Consider the following 21,898-nt stretch of genomic DNA (forward strand, 5'->3'; position numbering starts at 1 on the left):
GGAGTCTAGATGAGTGTGGATAGCGCCTACGCGGTCGAGTTGAAGGGGGTTACCTTCAAGCGCGGTTCGCGCAGCATTTTCAGTAATGTCGACATCCGCATTCCGCGCGGAAAGGTCACTGGCATCATGGGGCCATCGGGGTGCGGCAAGACCACCCTGTTGCGCCTGATGGGCGCCCAGCTGCGCCCCGCCAGCGGCGAAGTGTGGGTGGCCGGGCAGAATTTGCCGACGCTGTCGCGCAGTGATCTGTTCGATGCACGCAAGCAGATGGGCGTGCTGTTTCAGAGCGGTGCATTGTTCACCGACCTCGACGTGTTCGAGAACGTTGCCTTCCCGCTGCGGGTGCACACCGAGCTGTCGGAAGAGATGATCCGCGACATCGTCCTGATGAAACTGCAGGCCGTTGGCCTGCGCGGCGCCATCGACCTGATGCCCGACGAACTCTCCGGCGGCATGAAGCGGCGGGTGGCGTTGGCGCGGGCAATTGCCCTGGACCCGCAGATTCTCATGTACGACGAGCCATTCGTCGGCCAGGATCCTATCGCGATGGGTGTTCTGGTGCGTTTGATCCGTCTGCTCAACGATGCCCTTGGCATTACCAGTATCGTCGTGTCGCACGACCTGGCGGAAACCGCGAGCATCGCCGACTACATCTACGTAGTGGGTGATGGCCAGGTGCTGGGTCAGGGCACTCCGGACGAGCTGATGGGCTCGGACAATCCGCGCATCCGCCAATTCATGAAGGGCGATCCGGACGGACCGGTACCTTTCCATTTTCCTGCGCCTGACTACCGCGCCGATCTGCTGGGGACGCGTTGATGCGCCGAAGATCCTTACTTGAACGCGTACGCCTGCTCGGTCGCTCAGCCATCGATGTAGTGGCAGTACTGGGTCGTTCGTGCCTGTTCCTGGGCCATGCCCTGGTCGGCCGGGGCGGGCTTGGCGGTGGCTTCCAGCTGCTGGTCAAGCAGCTTTATTCAGTCGGCGTGCTGTCGCTGGCGATCATTGTCGTCTCCGGCATGTTCATCGGCATGGTGCTGGCCCTGCAGGGCTACAGCATCCTCACCAAATACGGCTCCGAGCAAGCGGTCGGGCAGATGGTTGCCCTGACGCTGTTGCGCGAACTCGGCCCGGTCGTCACTGCGCTGCTGTTTGCCGGTCGCGCCGGCTCTGCGCTGACTGCCGAAATCGGCAACATGAAGTCGACCGAGCAGTTATCGAGCCTGGAAATGATCGGCGTCGACCCACTCAAGTACATCGTTGCACCGCGGCTGTGGGCCGGCTTCATTTCGCTGCCGCTGCTGGCGCTGATGTTCAGCGTGGTGGGCATCTGGGGTGGCTCGTGGGTGGCAGTCGACTGGCTGGGTGTCTACGAAGGCTCGTTCTGGGCCAACATGCAGAACAGTGTTTCATTCACCGATGACGTGCTCAACGGCCTGGTCAAAAGCCTGGTGTTTGCCTTCGTCGTGACCTGGATTGCCGTTTTCCAGGGGTATGACTGTGAGCCCACTTCAGAGGGGATCAGCCGTGCCACCACCAAGACCGTGGTCTATGCCTCGTTGGCAGTGCTGGGTCTGGACTTTATTCTGACCGCCTTGATGTTTGGAGATTTCTGATGCAAAACCGCACCCTGGAAATCGGTGTCGGCCTGTTCCTCCTGGCCGGGATCCTGGCGTTGCTGCTGCTAGCCCTGCGTGTCAGCGGGCTGTCGGCCAGCCCGACCAGCGATACCTATAAAGTTTACGCGTACTTCGACAATATCGCCGGTTTGACGGTCAGAGCTAAAGTGACCATGGCCGGTGTGACCATCGGCAAGGTCACGGCCATCGATCTGGATCGCGATTCCTACACCGGTCGGGTCACGCTGCAGCTGGACAAGAACGTCGATAATCTGCCGGTCGACTCCACTGCATCGATCCTGACCGCCGGGTTGCTCGGCGAGAAGTACATCGGTATCAGCGTGGGTGGTGAGGATCAGGTGCTCAAAGATGACAGCACCATCCATGACACCCAGTCTGCCTTGGTACTGGAAGATCTGATTGGCAAGTTCCTGCTCAATACCGTTGGCAAAGAACCGAAAGAAGCCAACCCAGCTAATTAAGGAGTTTCCATGATCTCGATCCTGCGACGCGGTTTGCTGGTCCTGCTGGCGGCTTTCCCCCTGCTGACCACCGCTGCACCTGGGCAAACCGCCCGAGAAGTGATTCAGACCACTACCGATCAGTTGCTCAGCGACCTCAAGGCCAACAAGCAGCAATACAAGGCTGACCCGCAGGCGTTCTACGATGCTCTCAACAGCAACCTCGGCCCGGTGGTCGACGCTGATGGCATCTCCAAGAGCATCATGACCGTCAAGTATTCGCGCAAGGCTACGCCTGCGCAGATGCAGCGGTTCCAGGAGAACTTCAAGCGCAGCTTGATGCAGTTCTATGGCAATGCCTTGCTCGAGTACAACAACCAGGGCATCACCCTCGACCCTGCCAAGGGCGATGAAGGTGATCGCACCAGCGTGGGCATGAAGGTCACTGGTACCAATGGTTCGATTTACCCGGTGCAATACACCATGGTCAAACTGGATGGCGAGTGGAAGGTGCGTAACGTCATCGTCAACGGCATCAACATCGGCAAGCTGTTCCGTGACCAGTTCGCCGACGCCATGTCGCGCAATGGCAATGACCTGGACAAGACCATCGACGGCTGGGCAGGTGAAGTGGCCAAGGCCAAGCAAACCGCCGACAGTTCGCCGGAGAAGGCAGTCAAATGAGTGAAACCAGCGTAAGCATGGCCGAGCCGGGCGTGCTGCGTCTGGCTGGCGTGCTGGACTTTCGCACGGGCCCCGCCCTACGCAAGCAGGGCAAGGCACTGATTGCCGCCTGTGGTGAGCAGCAGGTAATGCTGGACTGCTCGGCGGTAGTCAAGTCGAGCAGTGTCGGCTTGTCGTTACTGCTGGCATTCATGCGTGATGCGCAGGCCGCAGGCAAGTCCTGGGCACTGCGTGGCATGCCTGATGACATGCGTGAAATCGCCGAGGTCTATGACCTCGACGAAGTGTTGGCGGGCTGATTGCCCAGCAAGGTGAAAAGGCCCCTCGGTCAGCGTGCCCATTGATGGGCTTCGCAGGCGAGGGGCTTTTTTGTATGATGGCCGACCCGCGCGCACAGGGCGCCGATTGAGGTTGAGCATGCAGGCCGTAGAAGTTAAGAGCTTCCTTGAAGCGAAATTGCCCGGAACCCGGGTCGAAGTTGAAGGCGAAGGCTGCAACTTCCAGTTGAACGTGATCAGCGACGAGCTGGCGGGGCAGAGCCCGGTAAAGCGTCAACAGGCGATCTATGCTCACCTGAATCCGTGGATTGCCGATGGCAGTATCCACGCGGTAACCATGAAATTTTTCAGCAGCGCAGCCTGGGCTGAGCGCACCTGAGCCAACTTGGCGGCGAGATCCTAATGGACAAACTGATTATTACTGGCGGCCCTCGTCTCGATGGCGAGATCCGCATTTCCGGGGCAAAGAACGCTGCCCTGCCGATCCTTGCAGCAACGCTGCTGTGCGATGGTCCAGTGACCGTCGGCAACCTGCCGCACCTGCACGACATCACCACCATGATCGAGCTGTTCGGGCGCATGGGCATCGAGCCTGTGATCGACGAGAAGCTGGCAGTCGAAATCGATCCGCGTGCAATCAAGACACTGGTTGCGCCGTACGAGCTGGTCAAGACCATGCGCGCCTCGATTCTGGTACTGGGGCCGATGGTTGCCCGCTTCGGCGAGGCTGAAGTTGCCCTGCCTGGCGGTTGCGCGATCGGTTCGCGTCCGGTTGACCTGCACATCCGCGGCCTGGAGGCCATGGGTGCAAAAATTGAAGTCGAAGGCGGCTACATCAAGGCCAAGGCGCCTGAAGGCGGCCTGCGCGGTGCGCACTTCTTCTTCGACACGGTGAGCGTGACCGGCACCGAAAACATCATGATGGCTGCTGCTCTGGCCCGCGGCCGCAGCGTTCTGCAGAACGCCGCACGCGAACCGGAAGTGGTCGACCTGGCCAACTTCCTGATCGCCATGGGCGCCAACGTCCAGGGCGCGGGCACCGACACCATCACCATCGATGGCGTCGAGCGTCTGCACTCGGCCCACTACCGGGTCATGCCTGACCGTATCGAAACCGGCACCTACCTGGTGGCGGCTGCCGTCACTGGCGGTCGGGTCAAGGTCAAGGACACCGATCCGACCATCCTTGAAGCAGTCCTCGAGAAGCTCAAGGAAGCCGGCGCCGATATCACCACCGGCGAAGACTGGATCGAGCTGAACATGCACGGCAAGCGGCCCAAAGCCGTCAACCTGCGCACCGCTCCGTATCCGGCGTTCCCGACCGACATGCAGGCGCAGTTCATCTCGCTCAACGCCATTGCCGAAGGCACTGGTGCAGTGATCGAGACGATCTTCGAAAACCGCTTCATGCATGTTTACGAAATGCACCGCATGGGCGCGCACATCCAGGTCGAAGGCAACACTGCCATCGTTACCGGGGTCAAGACCCTCAAGGGCGCGCCAGTGATGGCCACCGACCTGCGTGCCTCGGCGAGCCTGGTGTTGTCGGCTCTGGTTGCCGAGGGCGACACCCTGATCGATCGCATCTATCACATCGACCGTGGTTACGAGTGCATCGAAGAGAAGCTGCAAATGCTCGGCGCGAAGATCCGCCGCGTACCGGGCTAACCTGCCCAGGCGCATGGACGCGCCAACGAATTCAATGCAGCCGGGCTTTTTTCCCGGCTGCTGTAGCCGCTTAAGGACCGACGTTTGCCATGTTGACCATCGCGCTATCCAAAGGCCGCATTCTCGACGATACCCTGCCGTTGCTGGCCGAAGCCGGTATCGTGCCCACCGAGAACCCGGACAAGAGCCGCAAGCTGATCATCCCCACGACTCAGGATGACGTGCGCCTGCTGATCGTGCGCGCCACCGACGTGCCGACCTATGTCGAGCATGGGGCGGCCGACCTCGGTGTGGCTGGCAAGGACGTGCTCATGGAGTACGGCGGCCAGGGCCTGTATGAGCCGCTGGACCTGCAGATCGCCTGCTGCAAGCTGATGACCGCCGGTGTTGTCGGCGCACCCGAGCCTAAGGGCCGTCTGCGTGTGGCCACCAAGTTCGTCAATGTTGCCAAGCGTTACTATGCCGAACAGGGCCGTCAGGTCGACATCATCAAGCTGTACGGCTCGATGGAGCTGGCGCCGCTGATCAACCTCGCCGACAAGATCATCGACGTGGTCGACACCGGCAATACCCTGCGTGCCAACGGCCTCGAGCCGCAAGAGCTGATCGCCATGGTCAGCTCGCGTCTGGTAGTGAACAAGGCTTCGATGAAGATGCAGCATGCGCGCATCCAGAGCCTGATCGACACCCTGCGCCAAGCGGTCGAGTCGCGACACCGCGGTTGACTCCTGCGCACGACCTTCGCTGTCGTGCCCGTCTATCCGCGCCATAGCCAATTTTCTCAGGTGCCCGCGCGGATCGACTGGTAGCCTAGGGCGCCTGAGCATTCGCTACTATTCGAGGCCCTCGCCATGACCGTGTCCACTGCAATTGCCCGTCTCAACGCCGCTGATCCGGATTTCGCCCGACATCTGGATCATCTGCTGAGCTGGGAGAGTGTGTCCGATGACGCGGTCAACCAGCGCGTGCTCGACATCATCAAAGCCGTCCGTGAGCGCGGTGATGCCGCCTTGGTCGAGTTCACCCAGCGTTTCGATGGCGTGCAGGCGACCTCCATCAACGATCTGATTCTTGACCGTGCCCGGCTGGAGCTTGCGCTTACGCGGATTACCGCGAGCCAGCGTGAAGCCCTGGAAAAAGCCGCCGAGCGCGTGCGCAGCTACCACCAGCGGCAGAAGCAGGATTCCTGGCAGTACACCGAAGCCGACGGCACCGTGCTTGGCCAGAAGGTCACGCCACTGGACCGCGCTGGCTTGTACGTTCCCGGCGGCAAAGCGTCCTATCCGTCGTCGGTGTTGATGAACGCGATTCCGGCCAAGGTTGCCGGTGTTGGCGAAGTGGTCATGGTGGTGCCGACGCCGCGTGGCGAGCTCAACGAGCTGGTGCTCGCGGCGGCCTGCATCGCTGGGGTTGACCGGGTGTTCACGGTCGGCGGCGCTCAGGCCGTGGCTGCGCTTGCCTACGGTACCGAGAGCGTGCCGCAGGTCGACAAGATCGTCGGCCCGGGCAATATCTATGTGGCCACCGCCAAGCGCCATGTGTTCGGTCAGGTCGGCATCGACATGATCGCCGGCCCGTCGGAAATCCTGGTGGTCTGCGACGGCCAGACTGATCCGGACTGGATCGCCATGGACCTGTTCTCCCAGGCCGAGCACGATGAAGATGCCCAAGCCATTCTGGTCAGCCCGGATGCGGAGTTTCTGGATCGGGTGGCGGCCAGTATCGACAAACTGATGCCGACCCTGGAGCGCGCCGAGATCATCGAAAAGTCGATCAATGGCCGTGGTGCACTGATCCACGTGCGCGACATGCAGCAGGCCATCGAAGTGGCCAACCGGATTGCTCCGGAGCACCTTGAACTGTCGGTTGCCGACCCGCAGGCCTGGCTGCCGCAGATCCGCCACGCCGGTGCGATCTTCATGGGCCGCCACACCAGCGAGGCGCTGGGCGATTACTGCGCAGGCCCCAACCACGTCCTGCCAACCTCCGGCACCGCGCGCTTCTCGTCGCCGTTGGGCGTGTATGACTTCCAGAAGCGCTCGTCGATCATCTTCTGTTCCGAGCAGGGCGCTTCCGAGCTCGGCCACACCGCATCGGTGCTGGCCCGTGGCGAATCGCTGACGGCCCACGCCCGCAGCGCCGAATACCGTATCCGCACCACTGCCGAGGGCAACTGAACATGAGTCGATTCTGGAGCCCATTCGTCAAGGACCTGGTGCCTTACGTACCCGGCGAGCAGCCCAAGCTGACCCGCCTGATCAAGCTCAACACCAATGAAAACCCCTATGGCCCGTCGCCCAAGGCGCTGGAGGCCATGCGTGGGGAGCTGAACGACAACCTGCGGCTGTACCCGGACCCTAACAGTGACCGGCTCAAGCAGGCCGTGGCCGAGTATTACGGTGTGAGCAGCGGCCAGGTGTTTGTCGGCAATGGCTCGGACGAGGTGCTTGCGCACATTTTCCATGGCCTGTTCCAGCACGGCGCGCCGCTGCTGTTCCCTGATGTGAGCTACAGCTTCTATCCGGTGTACTGCGGTCTGTACGGCATTGCGTTCGAGCAGATCGCCCTGGACGAGCAGTTCCAGATCCGCGTCGAAGATTATGCCAAGCCCAACGGCGGCATCATCTTCCCCAACCCGAACGCGCCTACGGGCTGCCTGTTGGCGCTGGAGGCGATCGAGCAGTTGCTGCAGGCCAACCCTGACTCGGTGGTGGTGGTAGACGAAGCCTACATCGACTTCGGCGGCCAGACGGCGATCAGCCTGGTCGACCGTTACGACAACCTGCTGGTCACCCAGACCTTGTCCAAGTCGCGCTCGCTGGCCGGCCTGCGGGTAGGCTTGGCGGTGGGCCACCCGGACCTGATCGATGCGCTGGAGCGGATCAAGAACAGCTTCAACTCCTATCCGCTCGACCGCATGGCGATCGTCGGCGCCGCGGTAGCGTTCGAGGACCGCGAGTACTTCAACGAGACCTGTCGCCAGGTCATCGACAGCCGCGAGGCCTTGGTCGCGCAGCTGCAGGCCAAGGGTTTCGAGGTGCTGCCGTCAGCGGCCAACTTCATCTTTGCCCGCCACCCGCAGCACGACGCTGCCGAGCTTGCGGCGCGCCTGCGCGAGCAAGGGGTGATCGTGCGTCACTTCAAACAAGCGCGAGTTGCCCAGTTCCTGCGCATCACCATCGGTACGCCGCAGATGAACCAGGCGCTGGTCGATGCCCTGGGCTGAGTAAGCCAGGCGGCCCGGCCCTCACTTGCGAGGGCCGGCTTTGCTCATCGGACTTGATGACGATCGCCAACAGCAACAGCGTCAGTACCACCAGCCCGATGACGATACCCACGGCTATGTGGTTACGCATTCACGTTCAGCCCTGTAAAAAAGCGCTACAGCCTCCCAAAGCCGCACCGCAGCCGCAACTGACAAAAATGCCAAGTGGCGGCAGGCCAGCTTTCAGTTACAATCCGATAATTCGTAGGATGATTGGTTGAGTTGGCTGCGACATGGGAAATGAACTGATCAAGCGTTCGCTGGTGGAGCTGGCGGTCGAGCAATTGCGCCGGCGGATCGTCGAGGGCAGTTGGAAAGTAGGTGAGCGCCTGCCGACCGAGCCAGAGCTGGCCGCCGAGCTCGGCATCAGCCGCAATACCGTACGCGAGGCCATGCGCGTGCTTGCTTTCAGCGGTCTGGTCGAAGTCCGCCAGGGTGATGGCAGCTACCTGCGTACCGCGCAGGATCCGCTCCACGCGATACAGGCCATGGCCCGCTGCACGCCCGAACAGGCGCGCGAGACCCGCCACATTCTCGAGGCTGAAGCGATTGGTCTGGCAGCCCTGCGACGCACCGAGCAGGACCTGCTGGAGCTGCGCGCAGCCCTTGCCGGCAGCGCCGAGCACTATCACGCCGACCTCGATACCTATGTGCACTGCGATCTGCTGTTCCACCAGCGCCTGGTCGATGCCGCGCACAACCCTGCCTTGAGCGAGCTGTACCGATACTTCTCCGGTGTCGTGGCCGCTGCCCTGGAACGCAACATGAGCGCGCTGCCGCGCTGCCAGGCGGTGTTCGATCTGCACGGAGAGATTCTCGATGCGGTTGAACAACGCGATCCGGAACGGGCCAAGCGTCTGTGCCGGGCCCTTATCGAATCCTGACTGCGAGACCATCATGGCTGACCAACTGACCCGCTCTGCGCCTGTGCGTGAGACCGAACTGGATGAACTGCTGATCGATGCCGAGGCCGATGACGAACAGGTGCAACAGCAGCCGCCAGCCATTCACCGGCCCTGGCTGTTGCTGTTGGGGCTGGTGCTGGTTGCGCTGAACCTGCGGCCGGCCCTGTCGAGCATGGCGCCAGTGCTCGGCCAGGTTGCCGAGAGCCTGGGCTTGAGTGCTGCGCAATCGGGCCTGCTGACGACCTTGCCGGTGCTGTGCCTGGGTTTGTTTGCGCCACTGGCGCCGTTGCTGGCACGCCGCTTCGGCAGTGAGCGGGTGGTATTGGGCATTCTCTTCACGTTGGCCCTGGGGATTGTCCTGCGCAGTACGTTCGGCGCGACCGGAGTATTTCTCGGCAGCCTGCTGGCGGGGGCGAGTATCGGCGTCATTGGCGTGCTCTTGCCCGGTATCGTCAAGCGCGACTTTCCCAAGCATGCCGGGACTTTGACCGGTGTCTACACCATGGCCTTGTGCCTGGGTGCAGCGCTGGCCGCTGGCGCCACCGTTCCTCTGAGCCACGCCTTGGGCGACAGCTGGTCGCTCGGCCTGGGCTTCTGGATGCTGCCGGCGCTGCTGGCGATGCTGGTGTGGTTGCCGCAGGCGAAGCAGCGGCATGCCGGGCACAAGGTCGCTTATCGCGTGCGTGGCCTGTGGCGTGACCCGCTGGCGTGGCAAGTGACGCTGTACATGGGCTTGCAGTCGTCGCTGGCGTATATCGTGTTTGGCTGGCTGCCGTCGATTCTGATCGGCCGTGGCCTGAGCCCCACCGAAGCAGGGCTGGTGTTGTCCGGCTCGGTCATCGTGCAGCTGATCAGCGCGCTGAGTGCGCCGTGGCTGGCGACCCGCGGCAAGGATCAGCGGCTGGCGATTGTGCTGGTCATGCTGGTAACGCTGGTGGGTTTGTTTGGCTGCTTGTACGCGCCGTTGGGCGGGCTGTGGGGCTGGGCGGTGTTGCTTGGGCTGGGGCAGGGCGGCACTTTCGCCCTGGCGCTGACCCTGATCGTGCTGCGCTCCAAAGATGCCCACGTGGCCGCCAATCTGTCGAGCATGGCTCAAGGCGTCGGTTACACCCTGGCGTCGATGGGACCCTTTGCCGTTGGCGTGGTGCATGATCTGACGGGCGGCTGGGCTGCCTTGGGGTGGATCTTTGCCGTGATCGGTGGCGGAGCCATCCTGTTTGGCCTCAAGGCCGGCCGGGCGCTGCATGTACAGGTGACCTGTGAGCGTATCCAAGGCTGAGCAGGGCCTGGCATTCACCTGGCAAATGAGCGTGGCAATCCTTGGCGTGTGGCTTTATCGTGCCGCTGTTGACCCGGACCATGGATGCCACGCATGAGCGACACCTCACACGCCCTGATTACCCGCTTCTACCAGGCGTTCCAGCGCCTGGATGCCGAGGCCATGATCGCCTGTTACAGCGCGGACATCGTCTTCACTGACCCGGTCTTCGGTACTTTGCGCGGTCAGGAGGCGGGCGCCATGTGGCGCATGCTCACCTCGCGCGCGCAAGACTTCAGCCTGACCTTCGATCAAGTGCGTGGCGAGCCAGGCGGCGCCAGCGCGCATTGGGTGGCAACCTATCTGTTCAGCCAGACCGGGCGTACCGTGATCAACAATATCCGCGCACGGTTCGTGATCGAGGACGGTCTGATCACCGAGCACCATGACAACTTCGACCTGTGGCGCTGGTCGCGCCAGGCATTGGGCATGCCTGGTGTGCTGCTGGGTTGGACGCCGCTGCTGCAGAACAAGGTGCGTCAGCAAGCGCGCAAGGGCTTGCAGGCGTTTACCCGAGCGCGTTGAGCTGGTCTAGTCTGCACCAACCGCCTGTTCCTCCGGGGGACTCGGCCTTATCCCACGCTGCGACGATCACCTCGTTCCACGGAAACGACAGCGTTGCGGCGAAGATTTTCTTGGACATGATGAAGCCCCGTTGATGTGGGGCTCATCAAGCTAATGCCGGGCAGGAGCAAAGTCGTGAGTGAACAAGTTCCGCCTCCGGCGGAAAAACCCTGGTACGTATACCTGGTGCGCGCGCTGAATGGCTCGCTGTACTGCGGTATCAGTGATGATCCGCAGCGCCGCTTCAAGGTGCACCAGCAGGGGCGTGGTGCGCGCTATTTCAAGACCAGTCCGGCGCAGGCGCTGGTCTATGTCGAAGCCTGGCCAGACCGCTCCGAGGCTTTGCGTCAGGAGCGGCTGGTGAAGAAGCTGCGCAAGTCGGCCAAGGAAGCCTTGGTCGCGTCCTGGTCTGGTTTTACTCAGCCCGACGCTTGAGCTGATCGATCAGCTGGGTTGGCAGGCCCTTGATGATCAAGGTGCCGGCTTCTTCGTCATACTCCACTTTTGACCCGAGCAAGTGCGCCTCGAAGCTGATCGACAAGCCTTCGGCACGGCCGGTGAAACGGCGGAACTGGTTCAGTGTGCGTTTATCCGCCGGGATCTCTGGCGACAGGCCGTAGTCCTTGTTGCGGATGTGATCGTAGAACGCCTTGGGCCGCTCTTCGTCGATCAGGCTGGAGAGCTCTTCAAGGCCGACCGGCTCGCCCATCTTGGTCTGGCTGGTGGCGTAGTCGACAAGGGTCTGGGTCTTCTCGCGCGCGGACTCTTCCGGCAGGTCTTCGCTCTCGACGAAATCACTGAAGGCCTTGAGCAGCGTGCGCGTTTCGCCGGGACCGTCGACGCCTTCCTGGCAGCCGATGAAGTCGCGGAAATACTCCGAGACCTTCTTGCCGTTCTTGCCCTTGATGAACGAGATGTACTGTTTGGAATTGAGGTTGTTCTTCCACTCCGACAGGTTGATCCGTGCGGCCAGGTGCAACTGCCCCAGGTCCAGGTGGCGCGAGGGCGTTACGTCGAGCTCGGCGTTCACGGCCACGCCGTCACTGTGGTGCAGCAGGGCAATCGCCAGGTACTCGGTCATGCCTTGCTGGTAATGGGCGAACAGCACGTGGCCGCCGGTGGAGAGGTTGGACTCTTCCATCAGCTTTTGCAGGTGCTCGACGGCGGTGCGACTGAAGGCGGTAAAGCCTTGCTCGTCGTTCAGGTACTGCTTGAGCCAGCCACTGAACGGGTAGGCACCGGACTCACCATGGAAGAAACCCCAGGCCTTGCCCTGCTTGGCGTTGTAGTTGTCGTTGAGGTCGGCCAGGAGGTTTTCGATGGCATCCGATGCAGCCAGCTCGTTATCCCGTGCGTGGAGCACGGCGGGGCTGCCATCGGGCTTCTTGTCGATCAGGTGGACGATGCAATGACGGATAGGCATGGAAAATCTCGGCAGTAGCTGGAGCGCGGTTTGCGAGTACTCGCGGGGCGCTGGGCAAAGTGGCTAAGTTTAACCCAGACCACCAGTGATGCAGTGGCCAGAAGTTGGCGCAAATAGCGGTTGCTGGTTTTTTGCTCAATTTTTGCCGATTTATGTGAAAAGCCCCGAATTAGCTGCATTAAATCGGCCTCGACAGCGGATATTTATCCAGTCCTGTGGTACTTTTCGCGGTCTTGCGCTGCATCAATGGCGCATCGCTGGCAGATCACTTGCGTTATGTCGAACCAAACGCCGATTTGTGTATCTACATACGCAATTGGCGCGGCCCGCCGGAATTACCGGGCTGGCCCGATACCGACGTAGCATGCTGCATAACCTCTGAATTTTTTAGGGAAGGAACACCACCATGGCATTGACCAAAGACCAACTGATTGCCGACATCGCCGAAGCAATCGACGCGCCAAAAACCACCGCTCGTAACGCCCTGGAGCAACTTGGCCAGATCGTTGCCGACCAACTGGAAAACGGCGCCGAAATCACTCTGCCAGGCATCGGCAAGCTGAAAGTCTCGGAGCGTCCTGCCCGTACCGGCCGCAACCCTTCGACTGGCGCTGCCATCGAAATCGCTGCCAAGAAAGTCGTCAAGTTCGTACCTGCGAAAGTGCTGACCGACGCCGTCAACAAGTAATTGTCGACGCTTGGATAAACCGCGCCCGGCTTGCCGGGCGCGGTTTTTTTACGCCTGCGATTTGCCCTGGCGCTGCGCATGCCAAGCTTTGCGCGCAGCTGCGTCGTGGAAGCTCCAGGCAACCACGCGGCTCTGTTTCTGCCCTTGGCCCATTGCCAGCGTCTGTACTGCTACGGCGCCAGCCTTTTTCAGTGCGGCTTCGATCACCGGCAGGTTACCCGCCTTGGACACCAGGCTGGTGAACCACAGCACCTGCGGCGCACAGGCGACGCTCTCGCTGATCAGCTGGCTGACGAAGCGGATTTCGCCGCCTTCACACCACAGCTCATTGTTTTGCCCGCCGAAGTTCAACACCGGCAGCTTGCGCTTGGGGTCTTGCTTGCCGAGGTTTTTCCATTTGCGCTGGCTGCCACGGGTAGCCTCGTCGCGCGAGCTGTGGAAGGGTGGGTTGCTCAGCGTCACATCAAAGCGCTCGTCGGGCTGTAGCAGGCCGCTGAAGATGTGCTTGCTGTTGCTTTGCTGGCGCAGGGCAACGGCCTTATGGAGGCCATTGGCCTGCACGATGGCCTTGGCCGAAGCCAGCGCCACAGGGTCGATATCCGAGCCGAGGAAGCTCCAGCGGTAGTCGCTGTGGCCGAGCAGGGGATAGATGCAATTGGCGCCGACGCCGATGTCCAGCGCGCGCACCTGAGGGCCGCGGGGGATTTCACCGCCGTTATCGGCAGCCAGCAGATCGGCGAGGACGTGCAGGTAATCGGCGCGGCCAGGGATCGGCGGGCACAGGTAGTCGGCCGGAATATCCCAGTGCTGGATACCGTACTGAGCCTTGAGCAGGGCACGGTTGAACACGCGCACGGCTTCGGGGTTGGCGAAGTCGATGCTGGGGTTGCCGTAGGGGTTGGTGATAGTGAAACGGGCCAGATCGGGGTGGGCCTTGATCAGGGCGGGAAAGTCGTAGCGGCCCTGGTGACGGTTTCTCGGGTGCAGGGTGGGTTTTTCGGTCATGGTCGGATCCGGTGTTGCAAGCCTTGGGGCTGCTCTGCAGCCCTTTCGCGACACAAGGCCGCTCCTACAGTAACCGCGTCAGTCTAGGTGAACGCGGTCGGTGTAGGAGCGGCCTTGTGTCGCGAAACGAGGGCAAAGCCCTCGCCGCTCAGGTCAGCAATGTCGAGTTACAGCGCTGCAATCCGCGCATGCTGCTCGGTAAAGTTGGCCAGTGCCTGTTCGGCTTCGGCCAGCTTGGCGCGTTCCTTGTCGATCACCGCAGGCGGTGCCTTGTCGACAAAGGCAGCATTCGACAGCTTGCCGCCAACGCGCTGGACTTCGCCCTGCAGACGCTGGATTTCCTTGTTCAGGCGCGCCAGCTCGGCATCCTTGTCGATCAGCCCAGCCATTGGCACCAGCACCTGCAGATCACCCACCAGTGCAGTCGCCGACAGCGGCGCTTCGTCGGCTTCACCGAGCACGGTGAACGATTCGACCTTTGCCAGCTTCTTCAGCAATGGTTCGTTTTCCTGCAGGCGGCGCTGGTCTTCGGCGCCGGCGTTCTTGAGGAACAGCGGCAGCGGTTTGCCCGGGCCGATGTTCATCTCGGCGCGGATGTTGCGCAGGCCGTTCATCAGCTGTTGCAGCCATTCGATATCGCCTTCGGCAACGGTATCGATACGGCTCTCGTTGGCCACCGGCCACGGTTGCAGCATGATCGTCTTGCCGCTGACGCCGGCCAGCGGCGCGATGCGCTGCCAGATCTCTTCGGTGATGAAGGGCATGAACGGATGCGCCAGGCGCAGTGCCACTTCAAGTACCCGCACCAGCGTGCGACGCGTGCCACGGGCGCGCTCGATCGGGGCGTTTTCGTCCCACAGGACCGGCTTGGACAGCTCCAGGTACCAGTCGCAATACTGGTTCCAGATGAACTCGTAGAGCGCCTGGCTGGCCAGGTCGAAGCGGAACTGCTCCAGCTGACGGGTCACTTCGGCTTCGGTGCGCTGCAGCTGCGAGATGATCCAGCGATCAGCCAGCGACAGCTCGTAGGCTTCGCCGTTCTGGCCGCAGTCTTCGCCCTTGTCCAGCACGTAGCGCGCGGCGTTCCAGATCTTGTTGCAGAAGTTGCGATAGCCTTCGACGCGGCCCATGTCGAACTTGATGTCGCGACCGGTCGACGCCAGCGAGCAGAAGGTGAAGCGCAAGGCATCGGTGCCGTAGCTGGCGATGCCTTCCGGGAACTCGGCCTTAGTCTGCTTGGCGATCTTCTCGGCAAGTTTTGGCTGCATCATGCCGCTGGTGCGTTTTTCCAGCAGGGCATCGAGGGTGATACCGTCGACGATGTCCAGCGGGTCAAGCACGTTGCCCTTGGACTTGGACATCTTCTGGCCTTGGCCATCACGCACCAGGCCGTGCACATAGACGGTCTTGAACGGTACCTGCGGGGTGCCGTCCTCGTTCTTCACCAGGTGCATGGTCAGCATGATCATCCGGGCAACCCAGAAGAAGATGATGTCGAAACCGGTGACCAGCACGTCGGTGGAGTGGAATTTCTTCAGGAACTCGGTTTGCTCTGGCCAGCCGAGAGTGGAGAAGGTCCACAGCCCCGAGCTGAACCAGGTATCCAGCACGTCGTCGTCCTGACGCAGTACCACGTCGCTGCCCAGCTGATGCTTGGCGCGGACTTCGGCTTCGTTGCGGCCAACGTAGACCTGGCCGGCTTCGTCGTACCAGGCCGGGATGCGGTGGCCCCACCACAGCTGACGGCTGATGCACCAGTCCTGGATGTCGCGCATCCACGAGAAGTACATGTTTTCGTACTGCTTGGGCACGAACTGGATACGGCCGTCTTCAACGGCAGCAATCGCAGGCTCGGCCAGCGGCTTGGTCGACACGTACCACTGGTCGGTCAGCCACGGCTCGATGATGGTTCCGGAACGATCGCCCTTGGGCACCTTCAGGGCGTGGTCATCGACGCTGACCAGCAAGCCCTGGCCATCCAGGTCGGCAACCATCTGCTTGCGCGCGACAAAGCGGTCGAGGCCGGCGTACTGCGCAGGCAGGCTGGTGTCGAGCTGCTCGTTGAGGCTGCCGTCGAGGTTGAACGCCTGGGCGTTGGCCAGCACCAGCGCATTCTTGTCGAAGATGTTCAGCAGCGGCAGGTTGTGACGCTTGCCGACTTCATAGTCGTTGAAGTCGTGGGCCGGGGTGATCTTCACGCAGCCGGTGCCGAACTCGGGATCGCAGTAGTCGTCGGCGATGATCGGGATAAGACGCCCGACCAGCGGCAGTTTGACGAACTTGCCGATCAGCGCCTGATAGCGCTCGTCGTTCGGGTTGACCGCAACCGCCGCGTCACCCAGCAGGGTTTCCGGGCGAGTGGTGGCGACTACCAGGTAGTCCTTGCCATCAGCGGTGGTGGCGCCATCGGCCAGCGGGTAGCGCAGGTTCCACAGGTGGCCCTTCTCGTCGTGGTTTTCCACTTCAAGGTCGGAGATTGCCGTGTGCAGCTTGGTGTCCCAGTTGACCAGGCGCTTGCCGCGGTAGATCAGGCCGTCTTCATGCAGACGCACGAAGGCTTCCTTGACCGCATCGGACAAGCCGTCATCCATGGTGAAGCGCTCGCGGCTCCAGTCGACCGACGAGCCCAGACGGCGGATCTGCCGGCTGATGTTGCCGCCGGACTGTTCCTTCCATTCCCAGACCTTGTCGAGGAACTGTTCGCGGCCCAGATCGTGGCGGCTCTGGCCTTTGGCCTCGAGCTGACGCTCTACCAGCATCTGCGTGGCGATACCGGCGTGGTCGGTGCCCGGCTGCCACAGGGTGTCGCGACCCTGCATGCGGCGGAAGCGGATCAGGGCATCCATGATCGCGTTGTTGAAACCATGGCCCATGTGCAGGCTGCCGGTCACGTTTGGCGGCGGGATCATGATGGTGTAGGACTCGCCTGCACCTTGTGGGGCGAAGTAGTTCTCGGACTCCCAGGTGTTGTACCAGGAAGTTTCAATGGCGTGCGGCTGGTAGGTCTTATCCATGCGCGGCGGGACCCTTAGGCATTAATTCGGGAAAGCCGAGCAGTATAACGGAGCGGCTGATTGCACGCGACAGGCGCCTGAGTCGATCGCAGCGAGTGCTGCGTGCAGACTTCGCCAGCCGCCGCTACGCGGCACTGCGGGCTGTGCTGTTACTCGGGGCGCTTGAGCAGGCGCTCCATGCGGGCATCGAGGCGGCGCTTGATTTCGGTCTCGATGTGCGGGGTGTAGTCGTTGATGACGTCCTGCATGATCAACTGCGCGGCAGCACGCAGCTCGGCGTCCAGCCGCAGCAAGGTGTCCTGGCGGCGCGCCTGGGCAGCGTCGTCGTCCTCGGCCTCGATTTCGGCCACGGGCGTCGGCGCATGGTTGCCTTGCGGCTCGTCGAGCACCAGCGGGATTTGCTCGACGGTATCGGTCAGCAGCGGCGGTTGCAGGTTGTCGTCGCCCAGCAGCACCCGAATCGACTCGAGATCATCCAGCAGGTGGGCGGAGGTAGGCAGAGAAGAAGGCTTGTCCATCGTCGTTAAAGTCGCTGTAGGCGGTGATTGTGCAGAGCATAGCCCTGTTCCCGGTAGAAACGGAACCGTTCTCGGGCCGCCTCGCGAATCGCTGGCGCCTCGACGACGATTTCCGCTACACGCTGGAAGTTGCCGACAAAGCCTGGCACTTCGCCGCCAAGGTTGATCAGCAGGTCGGCATGGCTGCCGGCATCGTTGCCCAGGCCCAGCACCACCACGGCGTTGGCATCGACCTCGGCCAGGTCGTGGGGCACGAAGGCTTCGCCCTTGAACTGCCACAGGCGTTGGTCGAGCTGAGCGCGCTGGTCGGCATCCTCGCAATGCAGGTACACCCGATGGCCCAGCCGCCAGGCTTTCTCGCACAGCTTGCAGGCAAAATCCAACCGCGCGTCGAGGGCGTCGGTAGGCAGCACATAGAAGTCTACTTGGCTCATGATTCAGTCCGTTGGCGGCAGCCCCTTCGGGCTGCCGCCGTGCCCGGTCAGGCGTTGGCGCGGTCGAGCAGGTACTGGGTCAGCATCGGCACCGGGCGGCCAGTGGCGCCCTTGTCCTTGCCGCCGCTGATCCAGGCGGTGCCGGCGATGTCCAGGTGGGCCCAGTTGTAGGCTTTGGCAAAGCGCGACAGGAAGCAGGCAGCGGTGATGGTGCCGGCCTTTGGCCCGCCGATGTTGGCGATGTCGGCGAACGGGCTGTCGAGCTGCTCCTGATACTCATCGAACAGTGGCAGCTGCCACGCGCGGTCGTCGGCGCGCTTGCCGGCGTCGAGCAGTTGCCCGAGCAGTTCGTCGTTGTTGCCGAGCATGCCGGTGGTGTGGCTGCCTAGAGCGACGATGCAGGCGCCGGTGAGGGTGGCGATGTCGATCACCGCCTGCGGCTTGAAGCGCTCGGCGTAGGTCAGGGCGTCACACAGCACCAGACGGCCTTCGGCGTCGGTGTTGAGGATTTCGACGGTTTGCCCGCTCATGGTGGTGACGATGTCGCCCGGGCGAGTGGCATTGCCGCTCGGCATGTTCTCGGCACAGGCGAGGATGCACACCAGGTTGATCGGCAGCTTCAGTTCAAGCACGGCGCGCAGGGTGCCGAACACGCTGGCGGCGCCGCACATGTCGTACTTCATTTCATCCATGCCGGCGCCAGGCTTGAGGCTGATGCCGCCGGTGTCAAAGGTGATGCCTTTACCGACCAGAACGTAGGGTTTTTCGCTTTTTTTGCCGCCCTGGTACTGCATGACGATCAAGCGTGGCGGCTGCTCGCTGCCCTGGCCGACCGCATAGAAGGCACCCATGCCCAGTTCTTTGATTTTTTTCTCGTCGAACACTTCGACCTTGAGGCCCTTGTGCGTCTTGCCCAGCTCCTTGGCCTGTTCAGCCAGGAACACCGGGTGGCACAGGTTAGGCGGCAGGTTGCCGAGGTCGCGAGTGAAGGCCATGCCGCTGGCAATCGCGGTAGCGTGCTGCACGGCGCGTTCGACTTCGGCCAAGCCAGCCTTGTCGGCCAGCAGGGTAATTTTCTTCAGGGCGCGCGGCTCGGCTTTCTGGCTCTTGAAGCGGTCGAACACGTACTCGCCATCGAGCAGGCTTTCAGCCAGCAGACGGTATTTGCCGTAATGACCTTCGCGGCCAGTGATGGCGATATCGTCCAGCGCCAGTACGGCATCGCTGCCACCGAGGTTTTTCAGCACGCCGGCGACAGCGCTGGCCAGCTTGCGCCAGCTGCGGTCGCCAAGGTCATCCTTGCCGCTGCCGACCAGCAGCACGCGCTCGGCCTTCAAGCCGGCCAGACCGTGCAGAAGCAGGGTCTGGCCCGACTTGCCGGCCAGGTCGCCGCGCTTGAGCACGGCGCTGATGGCGCCGTTGCTGGCTTCGTCGACAGCCTTGGCGATTTCACCGAGCTTGCGCCCTTCGCCAACGGCCAGTACCAAAGTGGCGGTTTTCACCGATGCAGCAGCTACGCTCTTTACAACCAGTTCCATGTACGGGTCCCCGAATGGTCAGTCAGATAGCGCATGGGCTTTTGTCAGCCCTGGATACGCTCGATGCGAGCCTGGCCGCGTACTCGCGTGCCAGCAGGAAAGCTGCCAGTTTGAGCCTCGCGCAAGCGTGCTGACAACCCCGATGTCTGCGCTGATGCGTAGCCAAGTGACAGGCGAGGGCAATCACAGGATAATGCGCGCACTTTACATGGAGGTTCGCCCCTGGCGAACCGGCATTGGTCTTGGCTGTCTGAAGCCATTGTTTGGCGTCCGCCCCTGACAACCCAGGAGTGTCTGGTTTGATCGTCTTTCGTTATTTGTCCCGCGAGGTCCTGCTGACCTTGAGTGCCGTCAGCGCTGTGCTGCTGGTGATCATCATGAGCGGGCGTTTCATCAAATACCTGGCGCAGGCCGCACAGGGGGTTCTTGACCCGAGCGTGCTGTTCCTGATCATGGGCTTCCGGCTGCCGGGTTTCCTGCAGTTGATCCTGCCATTGGGGCTGTTTTTGGGTATCTTGCTGGCTTATGGCCGGCTGTACCTGGAAAGCGAAATGACCGTGCTGTCTGCCACCGGCATGAGCCAGCAGCGTCTGCTCGCCATGACCTTGGCACCGGCTGCGCTGGTGGCACTACTGGTGGCCTGGCTGAGCCTGAGCCTGGCCCCGCAGGGCGTCGCGCAGGTGCAGCAGATCATCTCTCAGCAGGATGCGCTGACCGAGTTCGATACCTTGGTGCCTGGGCGTTTCCAGACCTTGCGTGACGGCTCGCGGGTGACCTACACCGAGCAACTGTCGGACGACCGCGTCAACCTCAGTGGCGTGTTCATCTCCGAGAAGCGCTTCAATCAGGACAAGACCAAGGACCGCGCGCCTTCGGTGCTGGTGGCTGAAAAGGGCCACCAGGAAGTACAGGCCGACGGCAACCGCTACCTGGTGCTGGAAAACGGCTATCGCTACGACGGTAACCCCGGCCAGGCCGATTACCGCGCGATCAAGTACGACACCTATGGCGTATTGCTGCCCAAGCCTGAGGTCAGCGAAGAAGTCACCGAGCGTGAAGCCATCCCGACTTCCGAGCTGTTCGGCCAGACGGGCCTGCGTGAGCGCGCCGAGCTGCAGTGGCGCTTGTCGCTGCCGCTGCTGGTATTCATCGTGACCCTGATGGCGGTGCCGCTGTCGCGGGTCAACCCACGCCAAGGGCGCTTCCTCAAACTGTTGCCGGCGATTCTTCTCTACATGGCTTACCTGACAATGCTGATTTCCGTACGCGGCGCCCTCGAGAAGGGCAAGCTGCCAATGGCCCTGGGCATGTGGTGGGTGCACGGGTTGTTCCTGCTCATCGGCCTGGGCCTGATGTACTGGGAACCGATGCGTCTGAAACAGGCTGCACGGCGCGCGGAGGTGACCCGTGGCCAAGCTTGATCGTTATATCGGCATGAGCGTGCTGGTGGCCATTCTGGCGGTCCTCGGCATCATTCTCGGGCTGGCTTCGCTGTTTGCCTTCATCGATGAGATGGGTGACCTGAGCGACACCTACAGCGTGCTCGACGCCAGTTACTTCGTGTTACTGACCGCGCCGCGGCGGCTATACGAGATGCTGCCGATGGCGGCCTTGATCGGCTGCCTGATCGGTCTTGGCAGCCTGGCCAGCAGCAGCGAGCTGACCATCATGCGTGCGGCGGGCGTGTCCATCGGGCGCATCGTCTGGGCAGTGATGAAACCGATGCTGGTACTGATGCTGGTTGGTCTGTTGATCGGCGAATACATTGCGCCGGTGACGGAGAACAAGGGTCAGGCCGAGCGGTCGCTTGCTCAGGGTGGGGGTGAGGCGCAGAGCTCCAAGCGCGGTATGTGGCACCGGCAGGGTGATGAGTATGTGCACATCAACTCGGTGCAGCCCAATGGCTTGTTGTTGGGTGTGACCCGTTATCGCTTTGATGCCGAGCGCAAGATCATCACCTCGAGCTTTGCTCGTCGTGCTACCTACAGCACTGATCATTGGCAGCTGAATGACGTCACTACTACGCACTTCCGCGGGGATCACACTGAGGTGATCAAGGCGCCGGAAGAGCGTTGGGATGTGTCGGTTACGCCTGAGCTGCTCAATACCGTGGTGTTGGCGCCTGAGTCGCTGTCGATTACCGGGTTGTGGGATTACATCCATTACCTGGCCGATCAGGGGCTGAACAATGCGCGTTACTGGTTGGCGTTCTGGGGCAAGGTGTTGCAACCGGTGGTGACGGCGGCGCTGGTGTTGATGGCGATCTCGTTTATCTTTGGGCCGTTGCGGTCGGTGACCTTGGGGCAACGGGTGTTTACCGGTGTGCTGGTTGGGTTTACCTTCAAGATTGCTCAGGATTTGCTGGGGCCTTCTAGTCAGGTGTTTGGCTTCCCGCCGTTGTTGGCGGTGCTGTTGCCGGCGGGGATCTGTGCGTTGGCTGGGGTTTGGTTGTTGCGTAGGGCGGGGTGACCGGAGGCGGTCCGGGCTATATTTGGGCTGTTCGCGCTCAATGGGAG

General features: G+C 62.0%; 23 protein-coding genes. 17 read left to right on the forward strand and 6 right to left on the reverse strand.

Features of this window, described 5'->3' with window-relative positions; translation table 11 throughout:
• Positions 1–9 precede the first annotated feature (9 nt).
• From CXQ80_RS04455 to CXQ80_RS04520, 14 genes are all read left to right on the forward strand, one after another.
• Positions 10–819, forward strand: a complete 810-nt coding sequence (locus CXQ80_RS04455; protein WP_101316869.1) for an ATP-binding cassette domain-containing protein — start codon at positions 10–12, stop codon at positions 817–819.
• Positions 819–1,616, forward strand: a complete 798-nt coding sequence (gene mlaE, locus CXQ80_RS04460) for a lipid asymmetry maintenance ABC transporter permease subunit MlaE (protein WP_101316871.1) — start codon at positions 819–821, stop codon at positions 1,614–1,616. Before CXQ80_RS04455 ends, mlaE begins: the two co-directional genes overlap by 1 nt.
• The gene (gene mlaD / locus CXQ80_RS04465) at positions 1,616–2,101 is read left to right on the forward strand and encodes an outer membrane lipid asymmetry maintenance protein MlaD (protein ID WP_101316874.1); all 486 of its coding nucleotides are present in this window, start codon (positions 1,616–1,618) and stop codon (positions 2,099–2,101) included. Before mlaE ends, mlaD begins: the two co-directional genes overlap by 1 nt.
• Positions 2,102–2,110: 9 nt before the next feature.
• On the forward strand, positions 2,111–2,764 hold the full coding sequence (locus tag CXQ80_RS04470) for a phospholipid-binding protein MlaC (protein ID WP_101316876.1): 654 nt from the start codon (positions 2,111–2,113) through the stop codon (positions 2,762–2,764).
• Entirely contained in the window at positions 2,761–3,063 is a 303-nt protein-coding gene (locus tag CXQ80_RS04475; protein ID WP_101316878.1) for a lipid asymmetry maintenance protein MlaB, read from the forward strand. The genes CXQ80_RS04470 and CXQ80_RS04475 overlap by 4 nt, the downstream gene beginning before the upstream one ends.
• Positions 3,064–3,181: 118 nt before the next feature.
• Positions 3,182–3,421, forward strand: a complete 240-nt coding sequence (locus tag CXQ80_RS04480; RefSeq protein WP_101316880.1) for a BolA family protein — start codon at positions 3,182–3,184, stop codon at positions 3,419–3,421.
• Positions 3,422–3,444: 23 nt separating this feature from the next.
• Entirely contained in the window at positions 3,445–4,710 is a 1,266-nt protein-coding gene (gene murA, locus CXQ80_RS04485; protein WP_101316882.1) for a UDP-N-acetylglucosamine 1-carboxyvinyltransferase, read from the forward strand.
• Between the two features lie 89 nt (positions 4,711–4,799).
• Positions 4,800–5,435: an ATP phosphoribosyltransferase gene (gene hisG, locus CXQ80_RS04490; protein ID WP_101316884.1), complete on the forward strand. Its 636-nt coding sequence runs from the start codon at positions 4,800–4,802 to the stop codon at positions 5,433–5,435.
• A gap of 126 nt (positions 5,436–5,561) precedes the next feature.
• Positions 5,562–6,887: a histidinol dehydrogenase gene (gene hisD, locus CXQ80_RS04495; RefSeq protein ID WP_101316886.1), complete on the forward strand. Its 1,326-nt coding sequence runs from the start codon at positions 5,562–5,564 to the stop codon at positions 6,885–6,887.
• 2 nt (positions 6,888–6,889) lie between these two features.
• Positions 6,890–7,936, forward strand: coding sequence for a histidinol-phosphate transaminase (gene hisC, locus CXQ80_RS04500; RefSeq protein ID WP_101316888.1), 1,047 nt, complete (start codon positions 6,890–6,892; stop codon positions 7,934–7,936).
• Between the two features lie 272 nt (positions 7,937–8,208).
• Complete coding sequence (locus CXQ80_RS04505; protein ID WP_101316890.1) at positions 8,209–8,859, forward strand: FadR/GntR family transcriptional regulator; 651 nt, start codon at positions 8,209–8,211, stop codon at positions 8,857–8,859.
• Between the two features lie 13 nt (positions 8,860–8,872).
• Positions 8,873–10,159, forward strand: a complete 1,287-nt coding sequence (locus tag CXQ80_RS04510) for an MFS transporter (RefSeq protein WP_101316892.1) — start codon at positions 8,873–8,875, stop codon at positions 10,157–10,159.
• Positions 10,160–10,252: 93 nt separating this feature from the next.
• Positions 10,253–10,723 (forward strand): nuclear transport factor 2 family protein, encoded by a 471-nt coding sequence (locus CXQ80_RS04515; RefSeq protein WP_101316894.1) that lies wholly within the window; start codon positions 10,253–10,255, stop codon positions 10,721–10,723.
• 174 nt (positions 10,724–10,897) lie between these two features.
• Entirely contained in the window at positions 10,898–11,197 is a 300-nt protein-coding gene (locus tag CXQ80_RS04520) for a GIY-YIG nuclease family protein (protein WP_101316896.1), read from the forward strand.
• On the opposite strand, the gene yejK is transcribed toward CXQ80_RS04520, so the two are convergent.
• The gene (yejK, locus tag CXQ80_RS04525; protein WP_101316898.1) at positions 11,178–12,185 is read right to left on the reverse strand and encodes a nucleoid-associated protein YejK; all 1,008 of its coding nucleotides are present in this window, start codon (positions 12,183–12,185) and stop codon (positions 11,178–11,180) included. The genes CXQ80_RS04520 and yejK overlap by 20 nt on opposite strands.
• Positions 12,186–12,591: 406 nt before the next feature.
• On the opposite strand from yejK, the gene CXQ80_RS04530 reads away from it, so the two are divergent.
• Entirely contained in the window at positions 12,592–12,873 is a 282-nt protein-coding gene (locus tag CXQ80_RS04530; RefSeq protein ID WP_029613585.1) for an HU family DNA-binding protein, read from the forward strand.
• Between the two features lie 48 nt (positions 12,874–12,921).
• Here CXQ80_RS04530 and rlmF read toward each other — a convergent pair whose 3' ends face one another.
• From rlmF to CXQ80_RS04555, 5 genes are all read right to left on the reverse strand, one after another.
• A complete protein-coding gene (gene rlmF, locus CXQ80_RS04535) occupies positions 12,922–13,878 on the reverse strand; it encodes a 23S rRNA (adenine(1618)-N(6))-methyltransferase RlmF (RefSeq protein WP_101316900.1) in 957 nt (318 codons plus the stop codon).
• A 167-nt stretch (positions 13,879–14,045) separates the two neighbouring features.
• A complete protein-coding gene (locus CXQ80_RS04540; RefSeq protein ID WP_101316902.1) occupies positions 14,046–16,892 on the reverse strand; it encodes a valine--tRNA ligase in 2,847 nt (948 codons plus the stop codon).
• A gap of 149 nt (positions 16,893–17,041) precedes the next feature.
• Positions 17,042–17,410 (reverse strand): DNA polymerase III subunit chi, encoded by a 369-nt coding sequence (locus tag CXQ80_RS04545; protein ID WP_101316904.1) that lies wholly within the window; start codon positions 17,408–17,410, stop codon positions 17,042–17,044.
• A 5-nt stretch (positions 17,411–17,415) separates the two neighbouring features.
• Positions 17,416–17,844: a DNA polymerase III subunit chi gene (locus CXQ80_RS04550; RefSeq protein ID WP_101316906.1), complete on the reverse strand. Its 429-nt coding sequence runs from the start codon at positions 17,842–17,844 to the stop codon at positions 17,416–17,418.
• A gap of 47 nt (positions 17,845–17,891) precedes the next feature.
• Positions 17,892–19,382 (reverse strand): leucyl aminopeptidase, encoded by a 1,491-nt coding sequence (locus CXQ80_RS04555; RefSeq protein WP_101316908.1) that lies wholly within the window; start codon positions 19,380–19,382, stop codon positions 17,892–17,894.
• A 299-nt stretch (positions 19,383–19,681) separates the two neighbouring features.
• Between CXQ80_RS04555 and lptF the strand changes: the two genes are divergently transcribed.
• Both lptF and lptG read left to right on the forward strand, forming a co-directional pair.
• The gene (lptF, locus tag CXQ80_RS04565) at positions 19,682–20,803 is read left to right on the forward strand and encodes an LPS export ABC transporter permease LptF (RefSeq protein ID WP_101316910.1); all 1,122 of its coding nucleotides are present in this window, start codon (positions 19,682–19,684) and stop codon (positions 20,801–20,803) included.
• On the forward strand, positions 20,790–21,851 hold the full coding sequence (lptG, locus tag CXQ80_RS04570; RefSeq protein ID WP_101316912.1) for an LPS export ABC transporter permease LptG: 1,062 nt from the start codon (positions 20,790–20,792) through the stop codon (positions 21,849–21,851). The genes lptF and lptG overlap by 14 nt, the downstream gene beginning before the upstream one ends.
• The last annotated feature ends 47 nt before the right edge of the window (positions 21,852–21,898 follow it).

Source organism: Pseudomonas sp. 02C 26 (assembly GCF_002843585.1).
GTDB lineage: Bacteria > Pseudomonadota > Gammaproteobacteria > Pseudomonadales > Pseudomonadaceae > Aquipseudomonas > Aquipseudomonas shirazensis.

Excerpts from the sequence above, each read along its gene's own strand:
- CXQ80_RS04455 (WP_101316869.1), top strand. The coding sequence starts at position 10 with ATGAGTGTGGATAGCGCCTACGCGGTCGAGTTGAAGGGGGTTACCTTC.
- mlaE (WP_101316871.1), top strand. The coding sequence starts at position 819 with ATGCGCCGAAGATCCTTACTTGAACGCGTACGCCTGCTCGGTCGCTCA.
- mlaD (WP_101316874.1), top strand. The coding sequence starts at position 1,616 with ATGCAAAACCGCACCCTGGAAATCGGTGTCGGCCTGTTCCTCCTGGCC.
- CXQ80_RS04470 (WP_101316876.1), top strand. The coding sequence starts at position 2,111 with ATGATCTCGATCCTGCGACGCGGTTTGCTGGTCCTGCTGGCGGCTTTC.
- CXQ80_RS04475 (WP_101316878.1), top strand. The coding sequence starts at position 2,761 with ATGAGTGAAACCAGCGTAAGCATGGCCGAGCCGGGCGTGCTGCGTCTG.
- CXQ80_RS04480 (WP_101316880.1), top strand. The coding sequence starts at position 3,182 with ATGCAGGCCGTAGAAGTTAAGAGCTTCCTTGAAGCGAAATTGCCCGGA.
- murA (WP_101316882.1), top strand. The coding sequence starts at position 3,445 with ATGGACAAACTGATTATTACTGGCGGCCCTCGTCTCGATGGCGAGATC.
- hisG (WP_101316884.1), top strand. The coding sequence starts at position 4,800 with ATGTTGACCATCGCGCTATCCAAAGGCCGCATTCTCGACGATACCCTG.
- hisD (WP_101316886.1), top strand. The coding sequence starts at position 5,562 with ATGACCGTGTCCACTGCAATTGCCCGTCTCAACGCCGCTGATCCGGAT.
- hisC (WP_101316888.1), top strand. The coding sequence starts at position 6,890 with ATGAGTCGATTCTGGAGCCCATTCGTCAAGGACCTGGTGCCTTACGTA.
- CXQ80_RS04505 (WP_101316890.1), top strand. The coding sequence starts at position 8,209 with ATGGGAAATGAACTGATCAAGCGTTCGCTGGTGGAGCTGGCGGTCGAG.
- CXQ80_RS04510 (WP_101316892.1), top strand. The coding sequence starts at position 8,873 with ATGGCTGACCAACTGACCCGCTCTGCGCCTGTGCGTGAGACCGAACTG.
- CXQ80_RS04515 (WP_101316894.1), top strand. The coding sequence starts at position 10,253 with ATGAGCGACACCTCACACGCCCTGATTACCCGCTTCTACCAGGCGTTC.
- yejK (WP_101316898.1), bottom strand. The coding sequence starts at position 12,185 with ATGCCTATCCGTCATTGCATCGTCCACCTGATCGACAAGAAGCCCGAT.
- CXQ80_RS04530 (WP_029613585.1), top strand. The coding sequence starts at position 12,592 with ATGGCATTGACCAAAGACCAACTGATTGCCGACATCGCCGAAGCAATC.
- rlmF (WP_101316900.1), bottom strand. The coding sequence starts at position 13,878 with ATGACCGAAAAACCCACCCTGCACCCGAGAAACCGTCACCAGGGCCGC.
- CXQ80_RS04540 (WP_101316902.1), bottom strand. The coding sequence starts at position 16,892 with ATGGATAAGACCTACCAGCCGCACGCCATTGAAACTTCCTGGTACAAC.
- CXQ80_RS04545 (WP_101316904.1), bottom strand. The coding sequence starts at position 17,410 with ATGGACAAGCCTTCTTCTCTGCCTACCTCCGCCCACCTGCTGGATGAT.
- CXQ80_RS04550 (WP_101316906.1), bottom strand. The coding sequence starts at position 17,844 with ATGAGCCAAGTAGACTTCTATGTGCTGCCTACCGACGCCCTCGACGCG.
- CXQ80_RS04555 (WP_101316908.1), bottom strand. The coding sequence starts at position 19,382 with ATGGAACTGGTTGTAAAGAGCGTAGCTGCTGCATCGGTGAAAACCGCC.